This window comes from Mycobacterium sp., from assembly GCF_032162605.1.
Taxonomy (GTDB): Bacteria; Actinomycetota; Actinomycetes; order Mycobacteriales; family Mycobacteriaceae; genus Mycobacterium.
The window spans coordinates 1-21,331 of record NZ_JAVROT010000203.1 but is presented as its reverse complement, the minus strand read 5'-3'; the positions used below and the strand labels follow the sequence as shown (position 1 = coordinate 21,331).

The following is a 21,331-nucleotide window of genomic DNA, read 5'->3' as shown; positions in this document are numbered from 1 at the left end:
CTTCCGCGTCGACGGCGAACCGTTCGGGCAGGCCCCGGTGCTACTCCTGATCCACGGCTACCCGTTCAGCTCGTGGGACTGGTCGCTGATCTGGCCGACGCTGGTCGAGCGGTTCACGGTGATCGCCCCCGACATGATCGGCATGGGCTTCTCGGACAAGCCAGTCGCCTACGAGTATTCGGTTCTCGACCACGCCGACATGCACGAGGCTCTGCTGCACCACCTGAACGTCGACTCCTGCCACGTGCTGGCACACGATCTCGGCGACTCGGTGGGCCAAGAGCTCCTGGCGCGGTACGAGGCGGGCGACAACGCCTACGGTTCACCGATCATCGAGTCGATCACCTGGTTGAACGGTGGCCTGTTCAACGAGGCCTACATGCCGCGTTTAGTGCAGAAGCTGTTATCGCGAACTCCGTTGGGCGACATCACCAGTCGGTTCCAGGGCAGTCCGGTGTCACGGCGCATCCTGGCTCGCACGCTGGACCAGATGTTCGGGCCCAACACCAAGCCGTCGCCGCTCGTGCTCGAGCGCTTCTTCGAGGTCATGGACTACAACGACGGGGCGCGGGTTACCCACAAGGTGGGTAGGTTCGTCACCGACCGGTATGTGAACCGGAATCGCTGGGTGCGGGCCATGAGGGAGACCAGTGTGCCGATGCGCCTGATCGACGGTCCGATCGATCCCAATTCGGGCAGGCACATGGCCGACCGCTATCGGCAGGTGATTCCGGACCCGGACGTCGTCATGCTCGCCGACGACATCGCGCACTGGCCGCAGATCGAGGCCCCCGACGCGGTCCTGAAACACTTCCTGGCGCACGTGGACGGGGTCCGCGGGCGTTGAGATGCGCTGACGGCGTCGGCTACTCGCCTCAGTGCTATCTCAGTGAGTTAGTCGGCCGAATCGGCAGGTGTTGGCGCGACCGTCAACGCTGCAGCCAACACGGGCACCGTCAGCTCCCGCTGCCACGGCCTGGCGCCTGCGTCGGCGAGGAATGCGTCGATCACCGCGGATGTGTCGGGGACCGGTTGCCAGTCCCACACCAGTCGCCGCACCACCTCGGGCGTCAGCAGGTTCTCCGTCGGCACCGAAACACGTTGCGACAGTTCGGCGAGACCCGTGCGAACCGATTCGAGTCGGTCGGCCGCCTCGGGTTTGCGGCGGCTCCAGCGCACCGCGGGTGGTGGTCCCGTGAGCGGTTCGGAGGCCTCCGGTACGTCTTTGGTGGTGCGGGCGCGGGCGAGCGCCTCGAGCCACACCGCGGCACCGCGGCGCTGACGGGAGCCGCCGAACACCGGCAGTGCCACCAGCTTCTCGATGGTGTCCGGGTCGGTGACCGCAGCGTTGATGATCGCGGCGTCGGGCAGGATCCGGCCAGGCGCGATGTCACGCCGCTGCGCGATGTTGTCCCGCGTGGTCCAGAGTTCGCGCACAGCCGCCAGCGTCCGTGGATTCTTCACCTTGTGGATGCCCGAGGTTCGTCGCCAGCGATCCCGCCGCGTCGGCGAGGCGACGTAGGTTCGTAGGTGCTCGAATTCCTCTGCCGCCCAACGTGTCTTGCCCTGCTCTTCGAGCTCGGCGGCAACGGCTGCGCGCAGTTCGAGCAGCACCTCGACGTCCAGTGCAGCGTAGTTCAGCCAGTCGGGTGGCAACGGCCGCTTCGACCAGTCGGCGGCGCCGTGGCCCTTCACCAGATGCAGCCCGAGCAGCCGCTGCACCAACGCGGCCAGGTTCACCCTGTCGAAGCCGGCAAGTCGGCCCCCCAGCTCGGTGTCGTACAGGCTGGGCGGCACCATCCCGAGTTCGGCCAGGCACGGCAGGTCCTGATCGGCCGCGTGCAGAATCCATTCGTCGGTGTCCAGCACGTCGGCGAGGGGGGCCATCACCATCAGCGGATCCTCGCCGTGGTTGACGGGGTCGATCAGCACGGTGCCCGCGCCGGCGCGGCGGATCTGCAACAGGTACGCGCGATTGGAGTAGCGGAAACCCGATGCTCTCTCGGCATCGATCGCGAACGGACCGTGCCCGGACACCAATAACTCGGCGGTCGCGAGGATCTGGTCGGCGGTCACCGCCAGCTCGGGCACGCCGTCGACGGGTGCCAGTAGCGGAGTGGCCCCGGGTTCGCCGGTGTCGATCTCGTCGTGTTCGCTAGTGGCCGCGGCTGGGCCGGCGTCGTCGCCGTCAGTCATTTCACGCGCGGGTACGAGCGCCGAGGTCGGTGACCCCTGCGGGTGGAAGGCCGGCGGCGTGCTCCAGCACTTCGCAGAACGCCTGCACGTGAGGACCCAGGTCCAGGTTCGTCGCCGTCCACGACGCACGAAGCTCCAGTTGGTGCGCTCGCGGCGGCCCGGAGATGTCGCCGTAGCGCACCGATGTCGTCGCCGTGACGGTGCCGCCCAGGGCAGTGACGTGATCCTCGTGTGATGCGAGCGCTTCCACGAGCCAGCTCCACGCCACCTCGGGAAGCAACGGGTCGACGGCTTCGGTGGAATCGAGATCGGCCTGGATGTAGGCCACCAGGCGCATCGTTCCGTCCCACGCCTCCGCGCCCTCCGGATCGTGCAGCAGGATCAGCCGACCGAACGCATCACCTTCGGAGCGTTCGGGGACGATCGCCGTCTCGGGGTGCCGAACCTCCGCGCCGAGTGCGTAGCTGTACGGCGCGAGACGTTGAGGCGGACGGATCGGGCCAAGCTCGATCTCCGGCCGCACGGTGGTGGCATTCATCGCCTCCACCGCTGCCCGGAACTGAGCAGGCTCGACGGTGGTCATGAGGTTTGACGCTAGCTGATATGGGCAGGGCGCAACGAAGGCGCGCCGTAACGTGACTGCATGGCAGCATGGGTGCCGATGAGTACCCGTCGTGACCTGCCCATGTCGCCCTATCTGACCGCGGCCGCGGGCCGCAAGCCCACCCGCGTGCCGGTGTGGTTCATGCGGCAGGCCGGCCGTTCGCTGCCCGAGTATCGGGCCTTGCGGGCTAGGAACACGATGATGCAGGCGTGCTTCGACGCGGAGCTGATCACCGAGATCACCCTTCAGCCGGTCCGTCGCCACGGAGTCGACGCGGCCATCCTGTTCTCCGACATCGTCGTGCCGTTGCGGGCGTCGGGCATCGACCTCGACATCGTGCCCGAGGTGGGACCGGTCGTCGCGAACCCGATCCGCACCGCGGCCGACGTCGCGGCCCTGACCCCGCTGGACCTCGACGAGGTCGCGCCCGTCGCCCATGCGGTGTCCCTGCTGGTATCGGCGCTGGGCGACGTGCCGCTGATCGGATTCGCTGGCGCGCCGTTCACGCTCGCCTCCTATCTGGTGGAGGGCGGTCCGAGTCGCAACCACGAACGCACCAAGGCGATGATGCTCGGCGAACCCGAGACCTGGCACGCCCTGATGACGGCGCTCACCGACGTCACGATCGGCTTTCTGCGGACCCAGTTGGACGCGGGCGTCGACGCCATCCAGCTGTTCGACTCCTGGGCCGGCACGCTGTCGCTGGCCGACTATCGCGCCTACGTGCTGCCGCACAGCGCGCGCGTGTTCGACGCCCTGTCCGGTGACGGCGTGCCGATGACGCACTTCGGAGTGGGTACCGCCGAATTGCTCGGCGCCATGTCGGAAGCCGTCTCGGCGGGGGACAAGGCGGTCGTCGGGGTGGACTGGCGCACCGCCTTGGCCGATGCCGCTGCGAGGGTTCGGCCTGGCGTCGCGTTGCAGGGCAATCTCGACCCGGTGGTGCTTCTCGCAGGCTGGCCGGTGGTCGAGCGCGCGGTGCGCAACGTGGTCGACGATGGTCGGCGTGCCGTCGACGCGGGGGCCGCAGGCCACGTATTCAACCTGGGCCACGGAGTGCTGCCGCCCACCGATCCGGGCATCATCACCGAAGCGGTAGCGCTGGTGCACGCGTTGTGAGTAGATCGCCCACGTATTGTGTTGTCGGAGGCGGCATTTCGGGTCTCGTCGCCGCCCATCGCTTGCGCGTCGCGGCAGGTCCCGATGCGTCGATCACGATCTTCGACCCCGCTGACCGGCTCGGCGGCGTGCTGCGCACCGAACGGGTGGGTGGCCAGTTGGTGGACGTCGGCGCGGAGGCTTTCGTCGCGCGCCGTCCCGAGGTCTCGGCGCTGCTGGCCGAGTTGGGCCTGGCCAACCGTCAGATCGGTACGACGGGTGTGCGCCCCCTGATCTACAGCGAGGGACGTCTACACCCGATGCCGCAGGGCACGCTGCAGGGCATCCCGGCGCAGGCGTCCGCGGTCGCGGGCCTCGTCGACGACGCGACGGTCGCGCGGATCGCGGGCGAGCGGTCGAGGCCGTTCTCGTGGCGTCCCGGCGCTGATCCCACGGTCGCGGAGTTGATCGGCGACAGGTTCGGTGAGCAGGTGGTGGCCCGCTCGGTCGACCCGCTGCTGGCAGGCGTCTACGCCGGGTCGTCCGCGACCATCGGGTTGCGTGCGGCGACCCCGACCTTGGCCGCCACGCTCGATCGCGGGGCGCGCAGCCTCACCGACGCGGTGCGCGAGGCATTGACGGGACTGGGGCCTCCGCCGCTGGGCGGGTCGGTGTTCGGCGCCGTCGACGGTGGCTATGCGGTGCTGCTCGAGGCCCTTGTCCGACGAGCCCACGTCGACTGGGCCCAAGTCGCCGTCGACCGGGTCAGCCGCAGCGCGACCGGCTGGAACCTCGTCGACGACGAGGGCGGGCACTGGCACGCCGACGGCGTGGTGCTCGCCGTCCCCGCACCGCGTCTGCCGCGGCTCATCGAAGGCATCGCGCCGAGGTCCGCGGCCGCGGCACGACGCATCCAGGTGGCGTCGACCGCGCTGGTGCTGCTCGCACTGCCCGGTGGCACGCCGCTGCCTGAGCAGTCGGGGGTGCTGGTGGCGGGTGGAGAACGGTTGAACGCCAAGGCGATGACACTGACGTCGCGCAAGTGGGCACGGCGCGGCAACGTCGAGTTGGTGCGCTTGTCGTTCGGTCGGTTCGGCGACACGCTGGCCCGAAACGCCGGTGACGAGGATCTGTTGTCGTGGGCGGCCCAGGACTTGTCGACGGTGTTCGGCATCGGCACCGAAGCCGTCGACTGCCACGTCCAACGATGGATCGACGCGATGCCGCAGTACGGGCCGGGGCACGCCGATCTGATCGCCGAACTGAGGGCGGGCCTGCCCCCGACGCTGGCTGTGGCGGGCGGTTACCTCGATGGCATCGGGGTGCCTGCCTGCGTGGCCTCGGGCACACGGGCGGCAGCCTCGCTGGCCGCGTCGAGAGCGACGAATTAGGTCCATCTCGCGCGTGGCACGATGGGTGGTATGGCCAAGCTCGACTACGACAAGCTCAATTCGACGACCCGGTACATGATGATCTCGGTCTTCGCCGTGCAGCCCGAAGCGCTGGGGGAGGAGCGCGCCGCGGTGATCGACGAGACCGCGACGTTCCTCAAGCAGCAGGAGGAGGGCGGCGTCGTCGTCCGCGGCCTCTACGACGTCGCGGGTTTCCGCGCGGACGCCGACTTCATGATCTGGACGCACGCCGAGCGCGTCGAGGATCTTCAGGCGACGTACCGGGCGTTCCGGCGCACGGCGCTGGGCCTGGCCAGCGATCCGGTCTGGAGCGTGGTCGCACTGCACCGCCCCGCCGAGTTCAACAAGAGCCACGTCCCGGCCTTCATCGCCGGCGAGGAACCTGGCGACTATCTGTGCGTGTATCCGTTCGTGCGGTCGCTGGAGTGGTACCTACTGCCCGACGACGAGCGTCGCAAGATGCTGGTGGAGCACGGGATGGCCGGCCGTGAGTACCCGGACGTGCGCGCCAACACGGTGCCCGCGTTCGCGCTCGGCGACTACGAGTGGATCCTGGCGTTCGAGGGGCCGGATCTGGGCCGCATCGTCGAGCTCATGTGGAAGCTGCGCTATACCGACGCCCGCCGCCACGTACGCGAGGAGACGCCGTTCTTCACCGGCCCGCGTGTCGGCGTCGAGGAACTCGTCACGCGCCTGCCCTAGCCGCGGAGTCGTCTGCCCGCGCTGGGAAAGCCGCGGATCAGTTGTCTGCGGGCACCAGCTTCAGCGAGATCGAGTTGATGCAGTAGCGCTGATCGGTCGGCGTCGGGTAGCCCTCGCCCTCGAACACGTGACCTAGGTGGCTGTGGCAGTTGGCGCAGACCACCTCGACGCGGTGGATGCCCCCGGAGTCGTCGGACTGCAGGATGACAGCGTCGGAGTCGGCCGGATCGAAGAAAGACGGCCAGCCGCAATGTGATTCGAACTTCTCGGTGCTACGGAAGAGCTCCGCGCCGCACGCCCGACATTGGTAGACACCCTCGGTCTTGGTGTCGGTGTACTCACCGGTGAACGGCCGTTCGGTGCCCGCCTGGCGCAGCACTGCGAACTCCTGTGGCGACAGCTTGTCCCGCCACTCATCGTTGGTCAGCTGGACTTTGGGGGCGGTCATCCCTCAACGCTAGCGCGCTCCCGGTCCGACGTCACCCAGGGCGGGTCGATGCCCTCGTCGAGGCGCCCGTCGGCCTTCGCGTCGAGGTAGCGGAAGTACAGCACGCAGAACACCACGACGAGCATCAGAGACCAGCCGTAGGTGATCTTCATGTATTCCAGGTAGCGGCCGGTGGTGAGCCAGTGCACCAGTAACCAGCGGTCCATCGTCATGAAACCGTAGATCGCGAGCCACGCCACCCAGTTTCGGATGACCGAGTTCGGCAGTACCACCGTCATCAGGAATGGGAAGAGCATCATCGAGTAGTAGGCCTGCCCCAGCGACAGAACCAAGAACGAGGCGATCAGAAGCACGCCAGAGGACGTCAGCATCCAGAACAGCTGATCGCGTTGCCGGTAGCAGCGGTACAGCAGCCACAGGCTGGCGACGGCGAGGACCAGGAAGGTCAACCGCAGCAACAGGATCAGCCACGTCGGCAGGCCGTAGTAGATGCCGTTGCCCTGTATCGAGCTGTTGAAGTAGTCGCGGGTGGCGAAGATGTAGGGCACCGTGTTGCGCACGAAGTTCATCGGGTCGCTGATCAACGGCCACGCGGCGGCGTTGAAGAGCAGCGGCACCCCGAAGGCGGGGATCAGAGCGCGCCACTGCCTGTTCAGCAGCGGCAACAGCAGGAGCGGCGCCAACGACGGCTTGATCACCAGTGTCAGCCCGACGGCGATGCCTGCCAGCCACTGGTGGTTCACCTTGCCGTCGAGCAGCCACCGGAGGAACAGCACCTCGCACAGCAGCATGCACCCGTTGATGTTGGTGAACACCAGTGTGTTGGTGACGCTTTCGGTGCAGAACATCGCGAGCAGCAGAGCGGGCGCGGCTACCGACGTCAGCGAGAACTTGAACAGCCGCAGCAGGAGGTAGGCGGCGAGCACGATGGCGACGGCGTTGAAGGTGATGAACCAGTAGCGGGCGGCGTCGACCGGTAGATACCCGAATGGAGCCAGCAGCAACGTCCCGCCGGGTGGGTAGAGGTAGTGCGGGTCGACCTGGTCGAAGTGTTCGTTGTAGATGTCCACGCCGCGCTTGAAGTTGATGACCGCGCGATAGACGGGTCCGAAGTCGTCGGTGATGTACCCGTTTGTGCCCAGAACGTAGGCGCGGTGGATCACCGAGATGATCGCGATGGGCCAGAGGATCGAGCGCAGAACGGTCGCGGCATTCGGCGGGGAGGTGCGGGGCCGGAATGGGCGAAGCAGGGTGTCAGGTACCGCCACCAGCGCACCGTACACCGGACGTCGCGGGTGGCTCTGGCTAGGCAGGGCAGTACGTGTCGGTCTCGGGCACCTTGCCCGTGTCCAGGTACGACAACACGGGCGGTATCGCGCACGTCGAATAGATGCTTGCGCCGTGGCCGACGCCCTGCCACATGACGCGACGGCTCGCGGCACCGGCGTTGATGATGGTGGCGGCGACGGCCGCCACGCCCTCGTTGCCGACGATCGGGTCGTTCTGCACCCCGAGCAGGAGCACGGGGATCTTGAGGTTCTGCGGGTCCGGCGGTGTGGAGCCGCTGGGCCACGCGAGGCAGTTCACCAGGTCCAGTGCTCCGACGACGCCGAACTGCGGGTAGAGCTTGCCCCACTGGACGACGAGCTCGCGCACGCGGTCGGGCGTCGGACGGTTGAGCGCGTCGCTGCACGTATTCACGAATTGGCCATCGGTCTTGCGCAGCGTTTCGGCGTCGTTGATGAGTCCGTTGAGCTGGCTGAGGTCGTCGCCGTTGCGTGCGGCGGCAAGTGCGCCGGCGAGCGCGTTGGTGGACGTGAGGAAGTCGCCTCGAGGAAACGCCAGCGCGGTGGAGATGGCGTCGGCGAGCGTGGCCACTGAGACGCCGCCGGGCCCATTGCCCTGCCGGGCGCTGGCCAACATCGCGTCGATTGCGCCCTTCGGATCCGGCCCGAGCGCGCAGCCCGCCGCGATGCACTGCGAGGCGAAGGCGTCCAGGGCGGCCTGCTGCCCCTTGACCTTCTGTTCGGCTCTCGCCTCGGCGGCGACGCCCAGTGGGAGCGGGGAGTCGAGCACCAACCGGGAGAGCTTGTTGGGGTGCGCGCCGGCGTAGGCCAGAGCCACCTGCGCGCCGTTGCCGACGCCGAGCAGGGCCACCGTCGGGACGTCCCAGGTGCTGCGCAATCGTTCGATGTCCTCGGCGGCGTGCGCGTTGTCGTAGGCGGAGTCGCCAGGGGCAATGCTGTCGGTGCAGCTCGTGGTCGCAGTCTGGACGATGGCGCTGAGATTGGCTACGGGGTCGTCGCCGGACGCGAACTGCGCCTGGTCGAGCATCTCCTGGCGGGAGAACAGGTCGCGGCAGTCGAGGTTCCCCGACATGCCCATGCCGCGGCGATCGATCGCGACGACGGGGTTGGTCTTGAGGACGTCGGCACCGCTGCGCGAGAGCCACACGGGCAGCTGCACCGAGGACGGCAGATCCGTCCCGGTCGTCATGACGAGCGGGCCTGCCGTCGCGGGTGTCGCGTCGGAACGCGCCCGGACCACCCCGATGCTGAGTGTTCCCGAGGCGCCGCTGATGGAGTCGAGGTCGGCGTCGTAGCTGGCGCATTCCAAGGTCACGCCGGGGATGGCGGGGACGGCGGCCTGGCTGAACATCCGCGAGGTGCAGTCGCGCCACGACAGGTCGTTCTTGGGGGCCTCGATGGGTGGCGGTCCCGACGCGACGGGCGTGGATTCGAGCGCGCCTTGCGGGCCGGCGCCGGAGTCTGTGGCGAAGCGGGGGTTGGCGGCCAGCCCTGGTGCGCAGCCGGCGACGACGACGGCCGCAACGGCGGGCAAGCAGAGGGCCCGGAGCAGCTGAGGATGCCGACGCATGCTGACCACATTAGCGATCGCCGGCCGACTCCCCGCCGAGCCGGCTCGGCGGGCAGGAGCGAAGCAACCCGGGAAGTCGCGCTTCGGTCACTCGTCCTTGACGTAGCGCGTGTAGAGGTAGCCCTCGTCGTCGGTGAGCAGGTGACTCCGCCGCATGCGGGTATGGGCCTCGCCCTCCCCGGTGGCGATGCGGCGGGCCTGCCCGCCGACGAGGATCGGTGCGATCGTCACGCAGAGCTCGTCGAGTAGACCGCGCTCGATGAGCAGGCTGATCATTCCGGGGCCGCCTTCGGAGAGCACTCGTAGGAGCTTCCTCTCGGCGAAGGTCTTCAGGACCACCGCGAGGTCGACGCGGTCGGTCTGGGTGCCAGAGGAGTCGATGACTTCGACCATCGAGCCGAATCGCCCGCGAGCGTCGTCTACGGCTTCGCGGCTGGTCATGATCAGCGGCGGGACCTCGGTACGGGTGAAGATCTTGGCGTCGTGTTCGAAGTCGGCGCCGTGGGTCACGATCGCGATCGGCGGCACCTCGGCCTGCCCGCGGCCCTGGCGTTCCTGGCGTTGTGCCAGCGACATCTGCGCACCGGAGTAGTTCTCGATCCGCACGGTGGATGCGCCGACGAGGACGACGTCGGCTTCCTGTCGCATCCGCGAGAACAGCGCGCGGTCGCCGGGGCCCGCGAGCCCGGCCGCCTTGCCGTCGTCGGTGGCGCCGCCGTCGAGGCTGGAGATCATGTTGGCGCGCACCCAGCAGCGACCGAGGTCCTCGGGGTACGAGTAGAAGGCGGCGAGACGCCCGTCGTCGGTGTCGAACCTGCCACCAGACGGGGCCAGCTCTGTGAGCTCTGTCGCAGCATCGGGATCGGACACGTTGACCATTGCAGCACGTCGTTACAGTTCCTTCCATGCCCGGGGCCAGCGGTGTCGATGTCGACCATCTGACCGATCGGCATCCGAGCGTGACGCCGGAGCGGTTGGTTGCTGGTCTGGTGCCGCCGCCCACCTTCTCGGACGTCAGTTTCGACACGTACCGGCCCGACCCGGCCGAACCTTCGCAGACGGCTGCGGTGCAGGCATGTCGGGACTTCTGCGCTCAGGCCGTGCAACGGCGGGCGGGCAAGAAGAAGCTGTTCGGCAGGCGCGAGGTGCTTCCCGGCGTCGGGGTGTACCTCGACGGCGGCTTCGGCGTCGGCAAGACGCACCTGTTGGCGTCGACTTACTACGACCTCGCGGCAGCTCAGGCCGGGCCCGCCGCGTTCGCGACGTTCGGTGAGCTGACGCAGTTGGCGGGTGTGTTCGGCTTCGTCGAGTGCATCGAGCTGCTCTCCGACTACGTGGTGGTGTGCATCGACGAGTTCGAGCTCGACGATCCCGGTAACACGACGTTGATCTCACGTCTGCTGTCGGCCTTGGTCGAGCGTGGGGTTTCCATCGCGGCGACGTCGAACACGCTGCCGGAACAGTTGGGCGAGGGACGGTTCGCGGCGCAGGACTTCCTCCGCGAGATCAACACGCTCGCAAAGATGTTCATCACCGTGCGGATCGAGGGACCCGATTACCGGCATCGTGACCTACCTCCCGCCCCGGTGCCGCCGTCCGACGACGAGGTGCGGGCTGAGGCCGCCGACGTGCCGGATGCGACGCTCGACGACTTCGACGCGCTGTGCGCACATCTCGCGACGATGCACCCCTCGCGCTACCTCGCGTTGATCGAGGGTGTCGCCGAGGTGTTCATCACCGGTGTTCATCCTCTCGACGACCAGAACGTGGCACTGCGCCTGGTGTCGTTGACCGACCGGCTGTACGACGCGGGCATTCCCGTGGTGGCCTCGGGCGCCAAGCTGGACACCGTCTTCAGCGAGGAGATGCTGACGGGCGGCTTCCGCAAGAAGTATCTGCGTGCGACGTCGCGGCTGCTGGCGCTGACCGCCGCGGGCCGCCCGGGTTAGAGTGGGCGCACCATCACGTAGTCGTTCTCGAGGTGGCCGCCGAGGCGGAACGTCTTGGTTCCGCGGACCGCGAAGCCCTGTTTGACGTAGAACCGTTGCGCGCGTTGGTTTTCCTGGTTTACACCCAGCCAGACGCAGGCTGCGGCCAGCGCTCGGGCAGCATCGAGCGCGGCCGCCATCAGAGCGGCGGAGACACCTGCGCCGTGACCGTCGGGCACGACGTACATCTTGGACAGTTCGACGGCGGGTCGCGGCGCCACGGCCCGCTGGACGTCGGCGTCATCGAGCACGCCGCGAATCAGCATGGCGTAGCCGGACATAAGGCTTCCCTCGCGCGCCGTCAGCACCACGCGATCGGCGTCGGACAGGTACTCGCGGAACCGGTCTGCGGTCAGGTGCTCGGCGATGAACGCAGCGACGTCGTCGGGTGTTGCCGATGGGGGACAGGCCAGCGGGAAGGTGCGTGCGGCGACGTCGGCCAGTTCGGGCAGGTCGGCCTCGGCGGCTGCGGTGACCTCAATGGACATACAGCGTCAGGTGAGGTTCCACTGGGCGAGGTGGTACCCGGTGACCTTGTCGAGGAGGACGACGTTGGTGACGAGGTCGCGGTAGACGTCCCACCACACCCCGCCACTCACGGTGGCGCCGGCGGGGGCGTTCTGCAGTGCGGTGCGCAGGTCGTCGGGGGCGTCGCTGTTGCGGGGCTTGTAGGCGTCGGCGATGGGCGTCACGCCGTTGAAGTCGAACACGATCGACGTGATGTACGGATTGGGCGCCTTGATGACGTGGACGGTCACGTTGGCGCGGTACACCTCGTAGCGTGGGCCCAGCGGTGCGCGGCCGAAGCCCGGCGGGATGTCAGAGAGGTCGACGCTGGTCACTGCGACGTCAGCAATGATGCCCATGTAGTCGACGTGCAAGACGTCGCCGAGCCTGCCAATCGGTGCGTTTCCCGCTGCGGCATCCGGGGCCGGCGAGGCCATCACCCCGGACATCACTGCCAACCCGGCAACCATCAACACCAACCAGCGACGCATGCCTGGCATGATCGCACACCGCCTCGTTGCCGAGGAGGTGATCGGCCGTCAGGACGCCCACGGGCCGAGGCCACCGACCTTGTCGATCCGGATCCGGGTCAGCAGACCGGCGGGCGCGTTCGCCGGCGGGAAGTACTCGCTGGACCCGAGCATCGCCTCGGCCAGTTCGGTGAGCAGTTCGGGCGCACCGCCCTCGACGATCCGGGCGGTTCCGGTCACCGACAGATATGGCGCTTGCTGGCCTGGGGCGGCAGGACCGAGGATGGTGACGGCCACCCGTGGGTCGCGTCGGATGTTGCGGGTCTTCTTGTACTCGGTGAGATGTGCGCTGACGAGCTCGTCGCCGTCGGGTGTCGACTGGCGTGCCACCCAAACGACCGAGACCTGGGGGCTGCCGTCGGGGTTGATGGTGACCAGGGTGGCGTCGGCGCCGGCGCCGATGAGCGCGCGGGCGGATTCGTCGAGGATCATGGTGCGTTCTACCGCACCTGCGCGGATTTCATTCCCGATCAGCTCTGCGTCAGCGATCGGAGAACTTCGGCGATCTCGTCCTCGACCCCCTGCTTGTCGACGCCGAGCGCGTGTAGTGGGCCGTCGCCCCCCTCGGCTTCCAGCAGGGCCAAGAGGATGTGTTCAGTGCCGATGTAGTTGTGCCCCAGTCGAAGTGCCTCACGGAAGGTCAGCTCGAGGACTTTCTTGGCCGGGCCGTTGAATGGCACGAGCGCGGGCGTGTCGTCGACCTTCGGCGGCAGCGTCACCGCATGGGCCGCGCTGTCGGCGTCGACTCCGCGGCCGATGAGTAGGCGCGCGGCCACCGATGCGGGATCGGTGTACAGAGCGAGCAGCAGGTGGGCGGGCGTGATCTCGTCGTTGCTCGCGGCGTGCGCCTTGTTCTGTGATTCGACGACGACGTTGCGGGCCCGCGGGGTGAACCTGCTGAAGCCGTCGCCCGCGTCGAGCGGGTTGGTCTCGGTCCTGGGGACGAAGCGCTTCTGGGCGGCCTGCTTGGTGACGCCCATGCACTTGCCGATGTCGGTCCAGGAGGCACCCGAGCGGCGGGCCTGGTCGACGAAGTGGCCGATGAGGTGGTCGGCGACTTCGCCGAGGGCCTCGGCGGCGAGCATCGCGTCGGTGAGCTGCTCGAGTGGCTCGTCGTGAGCTGTCTTGATCACGTTGATGAGGTCGTCGAGGCGGACGGGGTTGGTGATCTTGGCCGGTTGGTTCATGCGTCAACCATAGGTTGACGAGCGTGTCATCGTCAACCTCGGGTTGACGATGGTGTGTCAGCTGGGTAGCCGCGGCGCACCGTGCGGTCGAGGATTCCGAGCGTGCCGCGGAGCGCGGCCTCCGAGAGGACGGGGAAGATCCCGGCGTCGCGCCACTTCTGGTCGATGTCCGACCAGTCATAGAACGAGGTGACGAGCGTCCCACCACCATCGGGTTCGAGACGGTATCCGTAGACGTGACCGATCGGCGGCTTGATCTGACCCAGGATGGTCCAGGCGATCAGCGTGTCCTGCTCGAACTCGGTGATCGTGACCGTGACGTCGTACTTGCCCATCGGAAAGTCGTTGAGTGCCTCGCGATCATGTGCACGACGAAGCTGTCGCCGACGGCGGTCACGGGGTCTCCGTCAGCGTCCTGCAGCATGCCCGACGCATCGATGGCGACGTGTCCCTGCGGATCGCAGAGGAGGGCGAAGACGTCTGCCGGTGGAGCGGCGATGGTGCGTTGGACTTCGATGAGATCGGCCATGTCGTCGATCGTGTCAGACGGCGCAGTCCCCGTGACCCAATCACGGGTGACTGATCTGTGCGTCGAGGACGCGCCTCTCCGATCGGCGTCGCCAGTGCCGCGTCAGGGCGAGGGAGGCTGTCCGGACGCGGCGGCCCTGGCATTGAGCTGAGCCATGTAGAGCTTCAGTTGCACCCCGGCCAGCGCAGGGGACATGCCTTGCGAGGCGGGTGGTACGGCACCATCGGTCAGCTGCCACGGTTGACAGCCGTTGGTCTTGAAGGACTGGTCGGTTGGTGCGATCTCGACGGTCTGCGGTTTCTTGGTGAGCGCATTGTCGATCGTGGCGCCGTCCGGATTGCCCGACCGCTTCCAGAAGCACGTTCCGTTGTCGACGGGACCGGCGGTGCTATAGACGCCGGGAACGATGTCGGTACCGACCGCGTAGGTTCCGTCGGCGTCGATGGACGTCTTCGGCGTGGGCGGCGTGGCCGAACCGGTCGGCGCCGTCGATTCGGCAGGCGTGCCAGAAGCGGTCGGCGCCGCCGTGTCGGCGGGAGGGGTCGGCGCGATCGGAACGTCTGGCGTCGTCGGGTCGGCCTGCGTGGTCGGATCGACAGGCGTGGTCGGGTCGGCCGCTGCGAGGCCGGGGACGCCGCCTACGACACATGCCGCAAGCGCTGCGGCGGCCGCCACTGTCTTCAACCACATGGCGAACACCTTAGTCCGTCTCAAGAGTGGGATCTAGCGGGCGAAGATTGCAATTGAGTCGGCTCGGCGTCGATAGGTCGAGGTCACGGTCAGGAGACGAGGCTTGGTTGAAGCCCTTCGTCGTGCAGTACCTCCGCGGTGAGTGCTACCGCGCCCGCTTCTGCCAGAGCTACGACTAGTAGGGGCCATGCCGCACCGGCGACGAAACTCGACAGCGCTGGGTGTGCAGTTGGAGCGTCCTTGTCCAGCAGCCGCCAGGCCAGCAGCGCGAGCAAGATCGAGGTCAACACCCAACCGCTCGAATCGCCGTACAGCAGTGCACTCGACACATGGCCCCCTCCACGAAGTTCGCTGTCCGCAAACTTACTAAAAACGTAAGTCAGTTCGTCGGTGGTTTCACAGTCAAATAACCAAGAAGTTGGCCCGTCATCCTCGTGGGGATGACGGGCCGACCCGAGTTCGCGGTTGGAGCAGCGGCTATTTGAAGGCGTCCTTCACCTTTTCGCCGGCGTCCTTGAGGTTCGCCTTGGCCTGGTCGACCTTGCCCTCGTTCTCGGTGCTCTTGTCGTCGGTGGCCTTGCCGGCGGCTTCCTTGGTTTGGCCGCCCAGATCCTCGACCTTGTTCTTCGCCTTGTCCAAAAAGCTCATGCTGTTCAACTCCTCGATCAAGCTCGGCACCGTTGTCCAAGCGTGAAACGCGTATGCCACGGATCGCCGACTTCGAAACTCGTCGAGGCTGCTACAGCTTGACCCGCAGTGCTCGGTCCTCATCGGGAACGACAGCGGCGGCAGCCGCAACAATTGCGTACTCAGCAACGCCTAGAAGTAGCAGCGGCCACACCGCACCGGCGGCGAGCGCCAGCGGCAACCGGTGGCGTTGAGGACTGTGCGGATCTTGAATACGGGCGGCAACGAACGCCAAGCCGAGGGTGGTCAACACCCACCCGGCCATGTAACCGTAGACAAGAACTTCGATCACGCACACCCCGACCTCGATCCCGTCCCGACCGAATCTCGGTGGATAGACGTTCTCAGCATCTACTAAACACCGTCCTCTATGCGGATTGTCGGAGGCACCCTTGCAGTGGCTGACAACATGCCATGGGCGACGGTGCTCACCTGATGATCAGCCCGTCTTGGATGCGGAAGTCGTGCACGATGCGCATCGCAACCCGAGTACCGAACGGGAGTGGATGGTTCGGGAAGCCCGTACTCTCGACGAGTTTGAAGGTCATCTCCAGGTCGTCGAACACCCGCCCAGGTGTGCCATACCGTTCGACGGTTCAACCTTCGACTCGGCGTACCTCTCGAAGATCCGTGCGTAGTTCTCCAATATGTCGCGTATGTCGCGCTCGCCGCGGTGAATCACCCGCCTTGAGGGCACGTCCCAAACGACGTCATCGTGGTATGGCTGCTTCAACATATGACGTTGCTCAGTGTTCTCGCACTGAAAATTCCAGTGCGCCCACCAAAGTGCATGCTCAGTGGGCCCCTCGGGTGGCGGTGAACCCCAGTCAGCAACCGAAGTCGCAGGCATAGATGAGACTGGGTGAGGCATCTACTGATCTTGGACACCAGGGAGAAGTAGACCGTCACGGCGGGGGGCGGCAACCGTGAAAGTCATCGTTGTCGCCCCCAATGGGCGCCTTCACGGTTCCCGCGTCGTAGCGCGAGACTTGGTAGTACGGCCCCCCGGCCGTGATAGCTGCATCCATTGAACATTTGCCACACACGAAAATCAAGAGGTCGCATCGACTCAAAAAAGTGCCTGCGTAGCCCGTGTCGAAGTGGCGATCCCGGGGACGGGGCGTACGTCCAAGCGATGGGGCTTTCGATGAGTGAACGTAAGGCCGTGACGAAGGCGATGTGGGCCAGCCCGGCTCAATTCCAACGAAGGCCCCACCACTTCCGAGGTGAGGCCTTCTTTGGACCGGGTGCGGGAGGGTCTGCTGCACGAATAGGTGACAATTTTGGTCACGCGGGCTGACTGGCCGGTGTGGTCATGATTGCTTCGAATTCGATCGGGGTCAACCGCCCGAGGGCGGTCTGGCGTCGGCGGCGGTGGTAGGTCCGTTCGATCCAGGTGACGATGGGATCCTGAGTTCCTCCCGGGTGTCCTACCGGCGGCGGTCCAGAGCGTTCTTCTGCAGCAAGCTGACGAAGCTCTCCATGGCCGCATTGTCGCCGGCTGCACCAACGCGGCCCATCGAGTCGACCATCTCGTATCGGCCCAGCGCGTGCACGAAACTCCTTGACCTGAAATGAGATCCACGATCAGTGTGCAGAACGGAGCCAGCCACCTCACCGCGGCGCGCTACCGCGTTGCTCAGGACAGTGGTCGCCATCCGTGACTTCATCCGCGAGTCCATGCCGTACCCGACGATGCGGTTGGAGAATACGTCCTTGATCCCACACAGGTAGAGCTTGTCCTCACGTGTCGGATACTCGGTAATATCGCTCAGCCACAACCGATCTGGTCCTTCGGCAGTGAAGTCCCGCGCCACCAGGTCATCGTGCACCGGCGGACCGACCTTGCCGTTCTTGCCACGCTTCTTACCGAACGCACTCCACAGGCGATGCTCTGAGCAGATCCGCCACCCGGTCCGCTCGGCCATCGGCTCACCGGCCGCGCACGCCTCCTCGACCAGGTAGCGGTAGCCGAACTCCGGGTCGTCACGATGGGCGTCGAACAACGCATTGACCCGATAGGCCTCGAGGCGCTCTGCGTCGGTCACCGGATTGGCCCGCCAGCGGTAGTAGGGCTGGCGGGCGAGCTTGAGTACCCGGCACGTCACCGCCACGGGGATCCCGTCGGCGGCGAGCTCGTTCACGAGCGGGTAAAGCCTTTTCCCGGCAAATTGGACTGCGATGGAAAAACCTAAGCAAGCGAGTCCGCAAGGCTCAGCCGTGGTGCCTGACATGTTCAGCGACCACCGACCTATGCGCGGACCACATCGGAACGACCGGACCTAGCGCTGAGGAACTGAACGTGACGGTTCATTGCCGGTCCTGTACGGACGACGGGGTGACCGGTGCACGGACGCCGAAGGGCAACAAGTGCTATCGGCTATCGAACAACGCATGCACCGCTTAGCGCGCTACTACACAAGCTTGTGATGTGCAGCAATGTCAGCCAGGGCCGAGCCCCGGTTCCTACCGGGGAGTACGCGGACGGAGTTAGCGAGCGCCCATCTCTGCATCCCGCCACTGGGCAATCGTTCGTCCCGGTGTGTTGCTTCTAATGGACGTGCGTCCACGGAGAATACGTGAACTCCGCCTCGCCGCTTGGAAACGAGCCCGCCGCGGCAATGTCGGACATGCTCGTGTCGCTTGCGTCGAGGGCATCCGTGCAGCTGGCCGAACTCGCTGGGCCGTTTGAGAAGAGTTGATGTGACGACCCCGTCGGTACCCCGCCCTGGCAGGCAGGCTCTGCCGCAGCTAAACCCGCAAAGCCGATTGAACTAACCGCCAACCCTCCGGCAACGAGTAGCGTGTTTGCAAACGAAACTATCCTGACCATCGCCTACGCCTCCCCTAGTAGATAGCTCAGGTGAATACCTACATGATTGAGTCAAGATCACACGCTAATTAGCGAACCCGTAGGCCTGTCGCGTGACGATTGCCCGAGCCACCATGCCGAATAAGGGGGTGGCCCGCTTAGGTCGACGGAGAACACCTGCCCGTCCTCGCAGAGCTGGACGCAGGCCGTGCCCGCAAACCGATAGAGCAGGTAGTGACTTTGACCGTTAGGCGACTCGCGCCAGTCGGTGCGGGGTGTGGGGATGCTGTCGAGATTCGTCATGGCGCAGTGAGGTTCCCCCCGAAAAGTGGACAGGGGTTATGCGGCTTGTGTAGCCGCTTCCAGTGATTGTTCATAGGCAATCGGGCTCAGCATGCCGATCACCGAGTAACGCCTCTGATTGTTGTAGACGTGCATCCACTTGTCAACTGCTGCAACGAGTTCCGCTCTAGTGGCGAAAGCTTGACGGTAGTAGTACACAGCGATTCCGCGCCGCTGTCGTCCCAAACAGATCCCCGTGGCCCCATCGAGCGACGCAGCCCGGCATCAGCGCAGGCCGCCGCCATCGCCCGTGCCGTGTACTGGGCGGATTCAATCGGCGGTCGCAACACCGGCTCGGTGAAGCGAGTGTAGGTGTTCGGTGAAGACTTCCGCAGGGGTGCGCCGGGTTTTGCGTGGTCGGGTGTTGAGGGTGTGGGCGATCGCGGCGATGTCGCCGGCGGTCCAGCGGGACAGGTCAGTGCACTTCGGAAAATATTGCCGTAACAGGCCATTCGTGTTTTCGTTGGTGCCGCGCTTGCCCCGGGCACTTGGGATCGGCGAAGTACACCTTGACACCGGAAGCGATCGAGAACTGGGCGTGGGCTGACAACTCCTTGCCCCGGTCCCAGGTCAACGACCGGCGCAACTCCGCGGGCAGCGCGGTGATCGTCTGCTCCAAAGCGTTCGCCATCGTGATCGCGCCGTACCCAGCCAGCGCTGGCCCGTTCTTGGTCCGCGGAATCACGCCTAGCCGGTCCCGCTCGGGAGATGTATCAGCATCGTGAACCGACTGCTGCGCTCGACTTGGGTGCCGATCGCGCTGCGCTGCAACCCAATCAGAAGATCGCCCTCCCAATGACCCGGACGGCGCGATCGGCGACCTCCGGTGGACGCTGGCTGATCAACGTCTCGGGCGTGACATGGGCCCACGCCTTTTGCCGGGTCCGTGCTCGCGGCACCCGCAACGCCCGGCCGCGACGTAGGCAGCTGACCAGGTCCCGCTTGAACGCACCGCGGGTCTCGATATACAGCGCCTGGTAGATGGCCTCGTGGCTGATCCGCATGGACTCATCATCGGGGAAATCCACGGGCAACCGGCGAGCGATCTGTTCGGGACTCCACGCCGTCACCCAGGCCCGATCACCACGGTGGGGCTTGTTGCGGCCCTTCCACGACGTGCCGGCGGGGGCCGACCACGACCTGGCCATCAGCGCGGCGAGCGACTCCCGACAGCTTGTCCTGGACGTACTGGCGCAGCCGGTCGTTGCGGGCGAGCTTGGCCGTCTTCGGGCGCCGGACACGCCGCTCGGCATGCCACTGCGCAGTCGAAGGTTTTGTAATCCAGCCAGTAGGTACGGGGTCGAGGCGTTACGGCGCAGCTCACGCGAGGTCGTCGACGGCGCCCGCTTCAGCCGCCGCGCAATCTCACGCACACCGGCACCCTGAGCAAGCCACAAAGCGATATCCTCACGCTGAGCGGCGCAAGAACGGTGGCGACGGCGGCATGGAAGGCCTGCGCGTCCTCAAACGCCGTCTGTCCGATGTCGTCTACCGAGCGATGCTCACCGACGAAACGGACCCGCTCTCGCGCACCGCTTGACAGAGGAGCTAGAGACAGGACTTCAAGACAGTCGGACCGCGCCGCAGGGCCTGGAACCCACGGGCTTGGCCAGCGGAGGTCAGCGTCTCAACAACCCATCGTTTTCGAGACGGACGTCAACGGCACGCATGAACATGGCGCGCTCAATCTGCAGCGGCCAGGTTCGCCTGGTTAGCTGCGGTGTACTGCTCGTCAGTGACGGGTTCGAGCCAGGTGGTGCCGTCGCCGTCCTCGACTCCTTCGAGCATTGCGATGTGGCACATCATGCAGTCGATGCCTGCGCCGTGCCAGTGCTCCTCGCCGGGTGGGGTCCAAACGGTGTCGCCTGGGGTGAGGCGAATGACGGTGCCGTCGCGTGACACGACCAGGCCCCTGCTGTCGGTGCAGAACAGCGTCTGTCCCAAGGCGTGGAAGTGCCAGTTGCTCCGCGCGCCGGGGGTGAAGCGCACGATGCTGGCGATCAGACGGGACGGTTCGGCCTTCGTCTTGATTGGGTTGACGTAGACGTCGCCGGTGAAGGCGGCAGCGGGGCCTTGGCGGGGGCGCTGGGTGTGGTCAGTTGCACGGGTACTCCTCGATGGACGGTTACGTGTGCGACTCGCAGAAGACGCTGAACACCTCCACGTCGCGGCGGCGCCCCTCGCCTGAACGGCTTCCGGCGTCGCGGGATGGGCGGTACCCGCCCGCGACGCCGGAAGGAGTCAATCGGCGGTCAGAACAGCGGTATCCACAGACCGAAGAACCAGAAGCCGAAGCCTCCGAAGACGGGGTTGAAGACGGGAACGGCGGTGTAGTTGCCATAGTTGAACTGCCCGAAATCGGTTCGGCCCTGGTTCACGTCACGCGGCGGTCCAGCCCACTGGCGATTCCAGCCGCCGGGAGGCGGCGGTCCGTTCCAACCGCCCGCTGGCGGCGGTCCGTCCCAGTTCGGCGGCGGGCCATCCGGCGGGGGTCCGTCATTCCAGCCGGGACCCTTCTCGGGCGGCGGCGGCGGCGCTCCGTTGCCAGGTGCGCTGAAACCGCGGGGCGCATCCCTGGGACCGCCCACTTGATCGTTGCCACGGTCGAACGCCCCTCTGGGCGTGAAGGGCGGCGGTCTAGGTCGATCCTTCTGCTGGTCGGGTGCACTGGTTTGCGGGCTCTGGGACGACTCCCCGCCCTGCGGGTTTCGGGACCCGTTGC

Annotated in this window: 21 protein-coding genes and 5 pseudogenes; 5 read left to right on the top strand and 21 right to left on the bottom strand. The window is 66.4% G+C overall.

The annotated features are described in order from the left end of the window. The coding region (locus tag QOI01_RS12800; protein ID WP_526381421.1) for an alpha/beta fold hydrolase at positions 1-847 on the top strand (847 nt) is incomplete at its 5' end. 47 nt (positions 848-894) lie between these two features. Here the strand turns inward: QOI01_RS12800 and QOI01_RS12795 are convergent. Beyond that, positions 895-2,196 (bottom strand): HRDC domain-containing protein, encoded by a 1,302-nt coding sequence (locus tag QOI01_RS12795; RefSeq protein ID WP_526381419.1) that lies wholly within the window; start codon positions 2,194-2,196, stop codon positions 895-897. A gap of 1 nt (position 2,197) precedes the next feature. After that, complete coding sequence (locus tag QOI01_RS12790) at positions 2,198-2,779, bottom strand: DUF3000 family protein (protein WP_526381417.1); 582 nt, start codon at positions 2,777-2,779, stop codon at positions 2,198-2,200. A gap of 78 nt (positions 2,780-2,857) precedes the next feature. Here QOI01_RS12790 and hemE point away from each other — a divergent pair, with 78 nt between their 5' ends. From hemE to hemQ, 3 genes are read left to right on the top strand one after another with little or no spacing between them, the layout of a single operon-like run. Next, positions 2,858-3,919 carry a uroporphyrinogen decarboxylase gene (hemE, locus tag QOI01_RS12785; RefSeq protein ID WP_526381425.1) on the top strand — a complete coding sequence of 354 codons (1,062 nt, stop codon included), beginning with the start codon at positions 2,858-2,860 and terminating at the stop codon, positions 3,917-3,919. Beyond that, a complete protein-coding gene (locus tag QOI01_RS12780) occupies positions 3,916-5,289 on the top strand; it encodes a protoporphyrinogen oxidase (RefSeq protein WP_526381415.1) in 1,374 nt (457 codons plus the stop codon). Before hemE ends, QOI01_RS12780 begins: the two co-directional genes overlap by 4 nt. Before the next feature lie 30 nt (positions 5,290-5,319). Beyond that, positions 5,320-6,012, top strand: a complete 693-nt coding sequence (gene hemQ, locus QOI01_RS12775) for a hydrogen peroxide-dependent heme synthase (RefSeq protein ID WP_526381413.1) — start codon at positions 5,320-5,322, stop codon at positions 6,010-6,012. 37 nt (positions 6,013-6,049) lie between these two features. Here hemQ and msrB read toward each other — a convergent pair whose 3' ends face one another. The 4 genes from msrB to QOI01_RS12755 all read right to left on the bottom strand — a co-directional run bounded on the left by msrB (position 6,050) and on the right by QOI01_RS12755 (position 10,216). Then, on the bottom strand, positions 6,050-6,460 hold the full coding sequence (gene msrB, locus QOI01_RS12770) for a peptide-methionine (R)-S-oxide reductase MsrB (protein ID WP_526381411.1): 411 nt from the start codon (positions 6,458-6,460) through the stop codon (positions 6,050-6,052). Continuing rightward, positions 6,457-7,743, bottom strand: coding sequence for an arabinofuranan 3-O-arabinosyltransferase (aftC, locus tag QOI01_RS12765; protein ID WP_526381409.1), 1,287 nt, complete (start codon positions 7,741-7,743; stop codon positions 6,457-6,459). The genes msrB and aftC overlap by 4 nt, the downstream gene beginning before the upstream one ends. A gap of 22 nt (positions 7,744-7,765) precedes the next feature. Then, positions 7,766-9,337: an alpha/beta fold hydrolase gene (locus QOI01_RS12760; RefSeq protein WP_526381407.1), complete on the bottom strand. Its 1,572-nt coding sequence runs from the start codon at positions 9,335-9,337 to the stop codon at positions 7,766-7,768. Positions 9,338-9,424: 87 nt separating this feature from the next. After that, entirely contained in the window at positions 9,425-10,216 is a 792-nt protein-coding gene (locus tag QOI01_RS12755; protein ID WP_526381405.1) for a pyrimidine reductase family protein, read from the bottom strand. Between QOI01_RS12755 and zapE the strand changes: the two are divergent. Beyond that, positions 10,176-11,286 (top strand): annotated as a pseudogene (gene zapE / locus QOI01_RS12750) (cell division protein ZapE). The gene QOI01_RS12755 and the pseudogene zapE overlap by 41 nt on opposite strands. Here the strand turns inward: zapE and QOI01_RS12745 are convergent. The 15 genes and pseudogenes from QOI01_RS12745 to QOI01_RS12675 all read right to left on the bottom strand — a co-directional run. Continuing rightward, the gene (locus tag QOI01_RS12745; protein ID WP_526381403.1) at positions 11,283-11,813 is read right to left on the bottom strand and encodes a GNAT family N-acetyltransferase; all 531 of its coding nucleotides are present in this window, start codon (positions 11,811-11,813) and stop codon (positions 11,283-11,285) included. The pseudogene zapE and the gene QOI01_RS12745 sit on opposite strands and share 4 nt — an antisense overlap. Before the next feature lie 6 nt (positions 11,814-11,819). After that, positions 11,820-12,323: a hypothetical protein gene (locus tag QOI01_RS12740; RefSeq protein WP_526381401.1), complete on the bottom strand. Its 504-nt coding sequence runs from the start codon at positions 12,321-12,323 to the stop codon at positions 11,820-11,822. A gap of 48 nt (positions 12,324-12,371) precedes the next feature. Beyond that, entirely contained in the window at positions 12,372-12,794 is a 423-nt protein-coding gene (locus QOI01_RS12735; protein WP_526381399.1) for a PPOX class F420-dependent oxidoreductase, read from the bottom strand. Between the two features lie 38 nt (positions 12,795-12,832). Next, positions 12,833-13,549, bottom strand: a complete 717-nt coding sequence (locus QOI01_RS12730; RefSeq protein WP_526381397.1) for a Clp protease N-terminal domain-containing protein — start codon at positions 13,547-13,549, stop codon at positions 12,833-12,835. Positions 13,550-13,581: 32 nt separating this feature from the next. After that, positions 13,582-14,078: pseudogene (locus tag QOI01_RS12725) on the bottom strand (SRPBCC family protein). Positions 14,079-14,180: 102 nt separating this feature from the next. Further along, complete coding sequence (locus QOI01_RS12720; RefSeq protein ID WP_526381423.1) at positions 14,181-14,630, bottom strand: Rv1352/Rv1906c domain-containing protein; 450 nt, start codon at positions 14,628-14,630, stop codon at positions 14,181-14,183. 227 nt (positions 14,631-14,857) lie between these two features. After that, positions 14,858-15,097, bottom strand: coding sequence for a hypothetical protein (locus QOI01_RS12715; RefSeq protein ID WP_526381395.1), 240 nt, complete (start codon positions 15,095-15,097; stop codon positions 14,858-14,860). Positions 15,098-15,245: 148 nt separating this feature from the next. After that, positions 15,246-15,416: a CsbD family protein gene (locus QOI01_RS12710; RefSeq protein WP_526381393.1), complete on the bottom strand. Its 171-nt coding sequence runs from the start codon at positions 15,414-15,416 to the stop codon at positions 15,246-15,248. Positions 15,417-15,507: 91 nt separating this feature from the next. Next, positions 15,508-15,747, bottom strand: coding sequence for a hypothetical protein (locus tag QOI01_RS12705; RefSeq protein WP_526381391.1), 240 nt, complete (start codon positions 15,745-15,747; stop codon positions 15,508-15,510). Between the two features lie 136 nt (positions 15,748-15,883). Continuing rightward, positions 15,884-16,021, bottom strand: a complete 138-nt coding sequence (locus QOI01_RS12700) for a hypothetical protein (protein WP_526381389.1) — start codon at positions 16,019-16,021, stop codon at positions 15,884-15,886. A gap of 721 nt (positions 16,022-16,742) precedes the next feature. Continuing rightward, positions 16,743-17,617, bottom strand: a pseudogene (locus QOI01_RS12695) (IS3 family transposase); the annotation flags it as partial. 989 nt (positions 17,618-18,606) lie between these two features. Next, the gene (locus QOI01_RS12690; RefSeq protein WP_526381387.1) at positions 18,607-18,768 is read right to left on the bottom strand and encodes an IS3 family transposase; all 162 of its coding nucleotides are present in this window, start codon (positions 18,766-18,768) and stop codon (positions 18,607-18,609) included. Between the two features lie 111 nt (positions 18,769-18,879). Further along, positions 18,880-20,024, bottom strand: a pseudogene (locus QOI01_RS12685) (IS30 family transposase); the annotation flags it as partial. Positions 20,025-20,292: 268 nt separating this feature from the next. Beyond that, positions 20,293-20,691, bottom strand: a pseudogene (locus QOI01_RS12680) ((R)-mandelonitrile lyase); the annotation flags it as partial. 170 nt (positions 20,692-20,861) lie between these two features. After that, on the bottom strand, positions 20,862-21,331 hold a 470-nt coding region (locus QOI01_RS12675), incomplete at its 5' end, for an MAP_0585 family protein (RefSeq protein WP_526381385.1).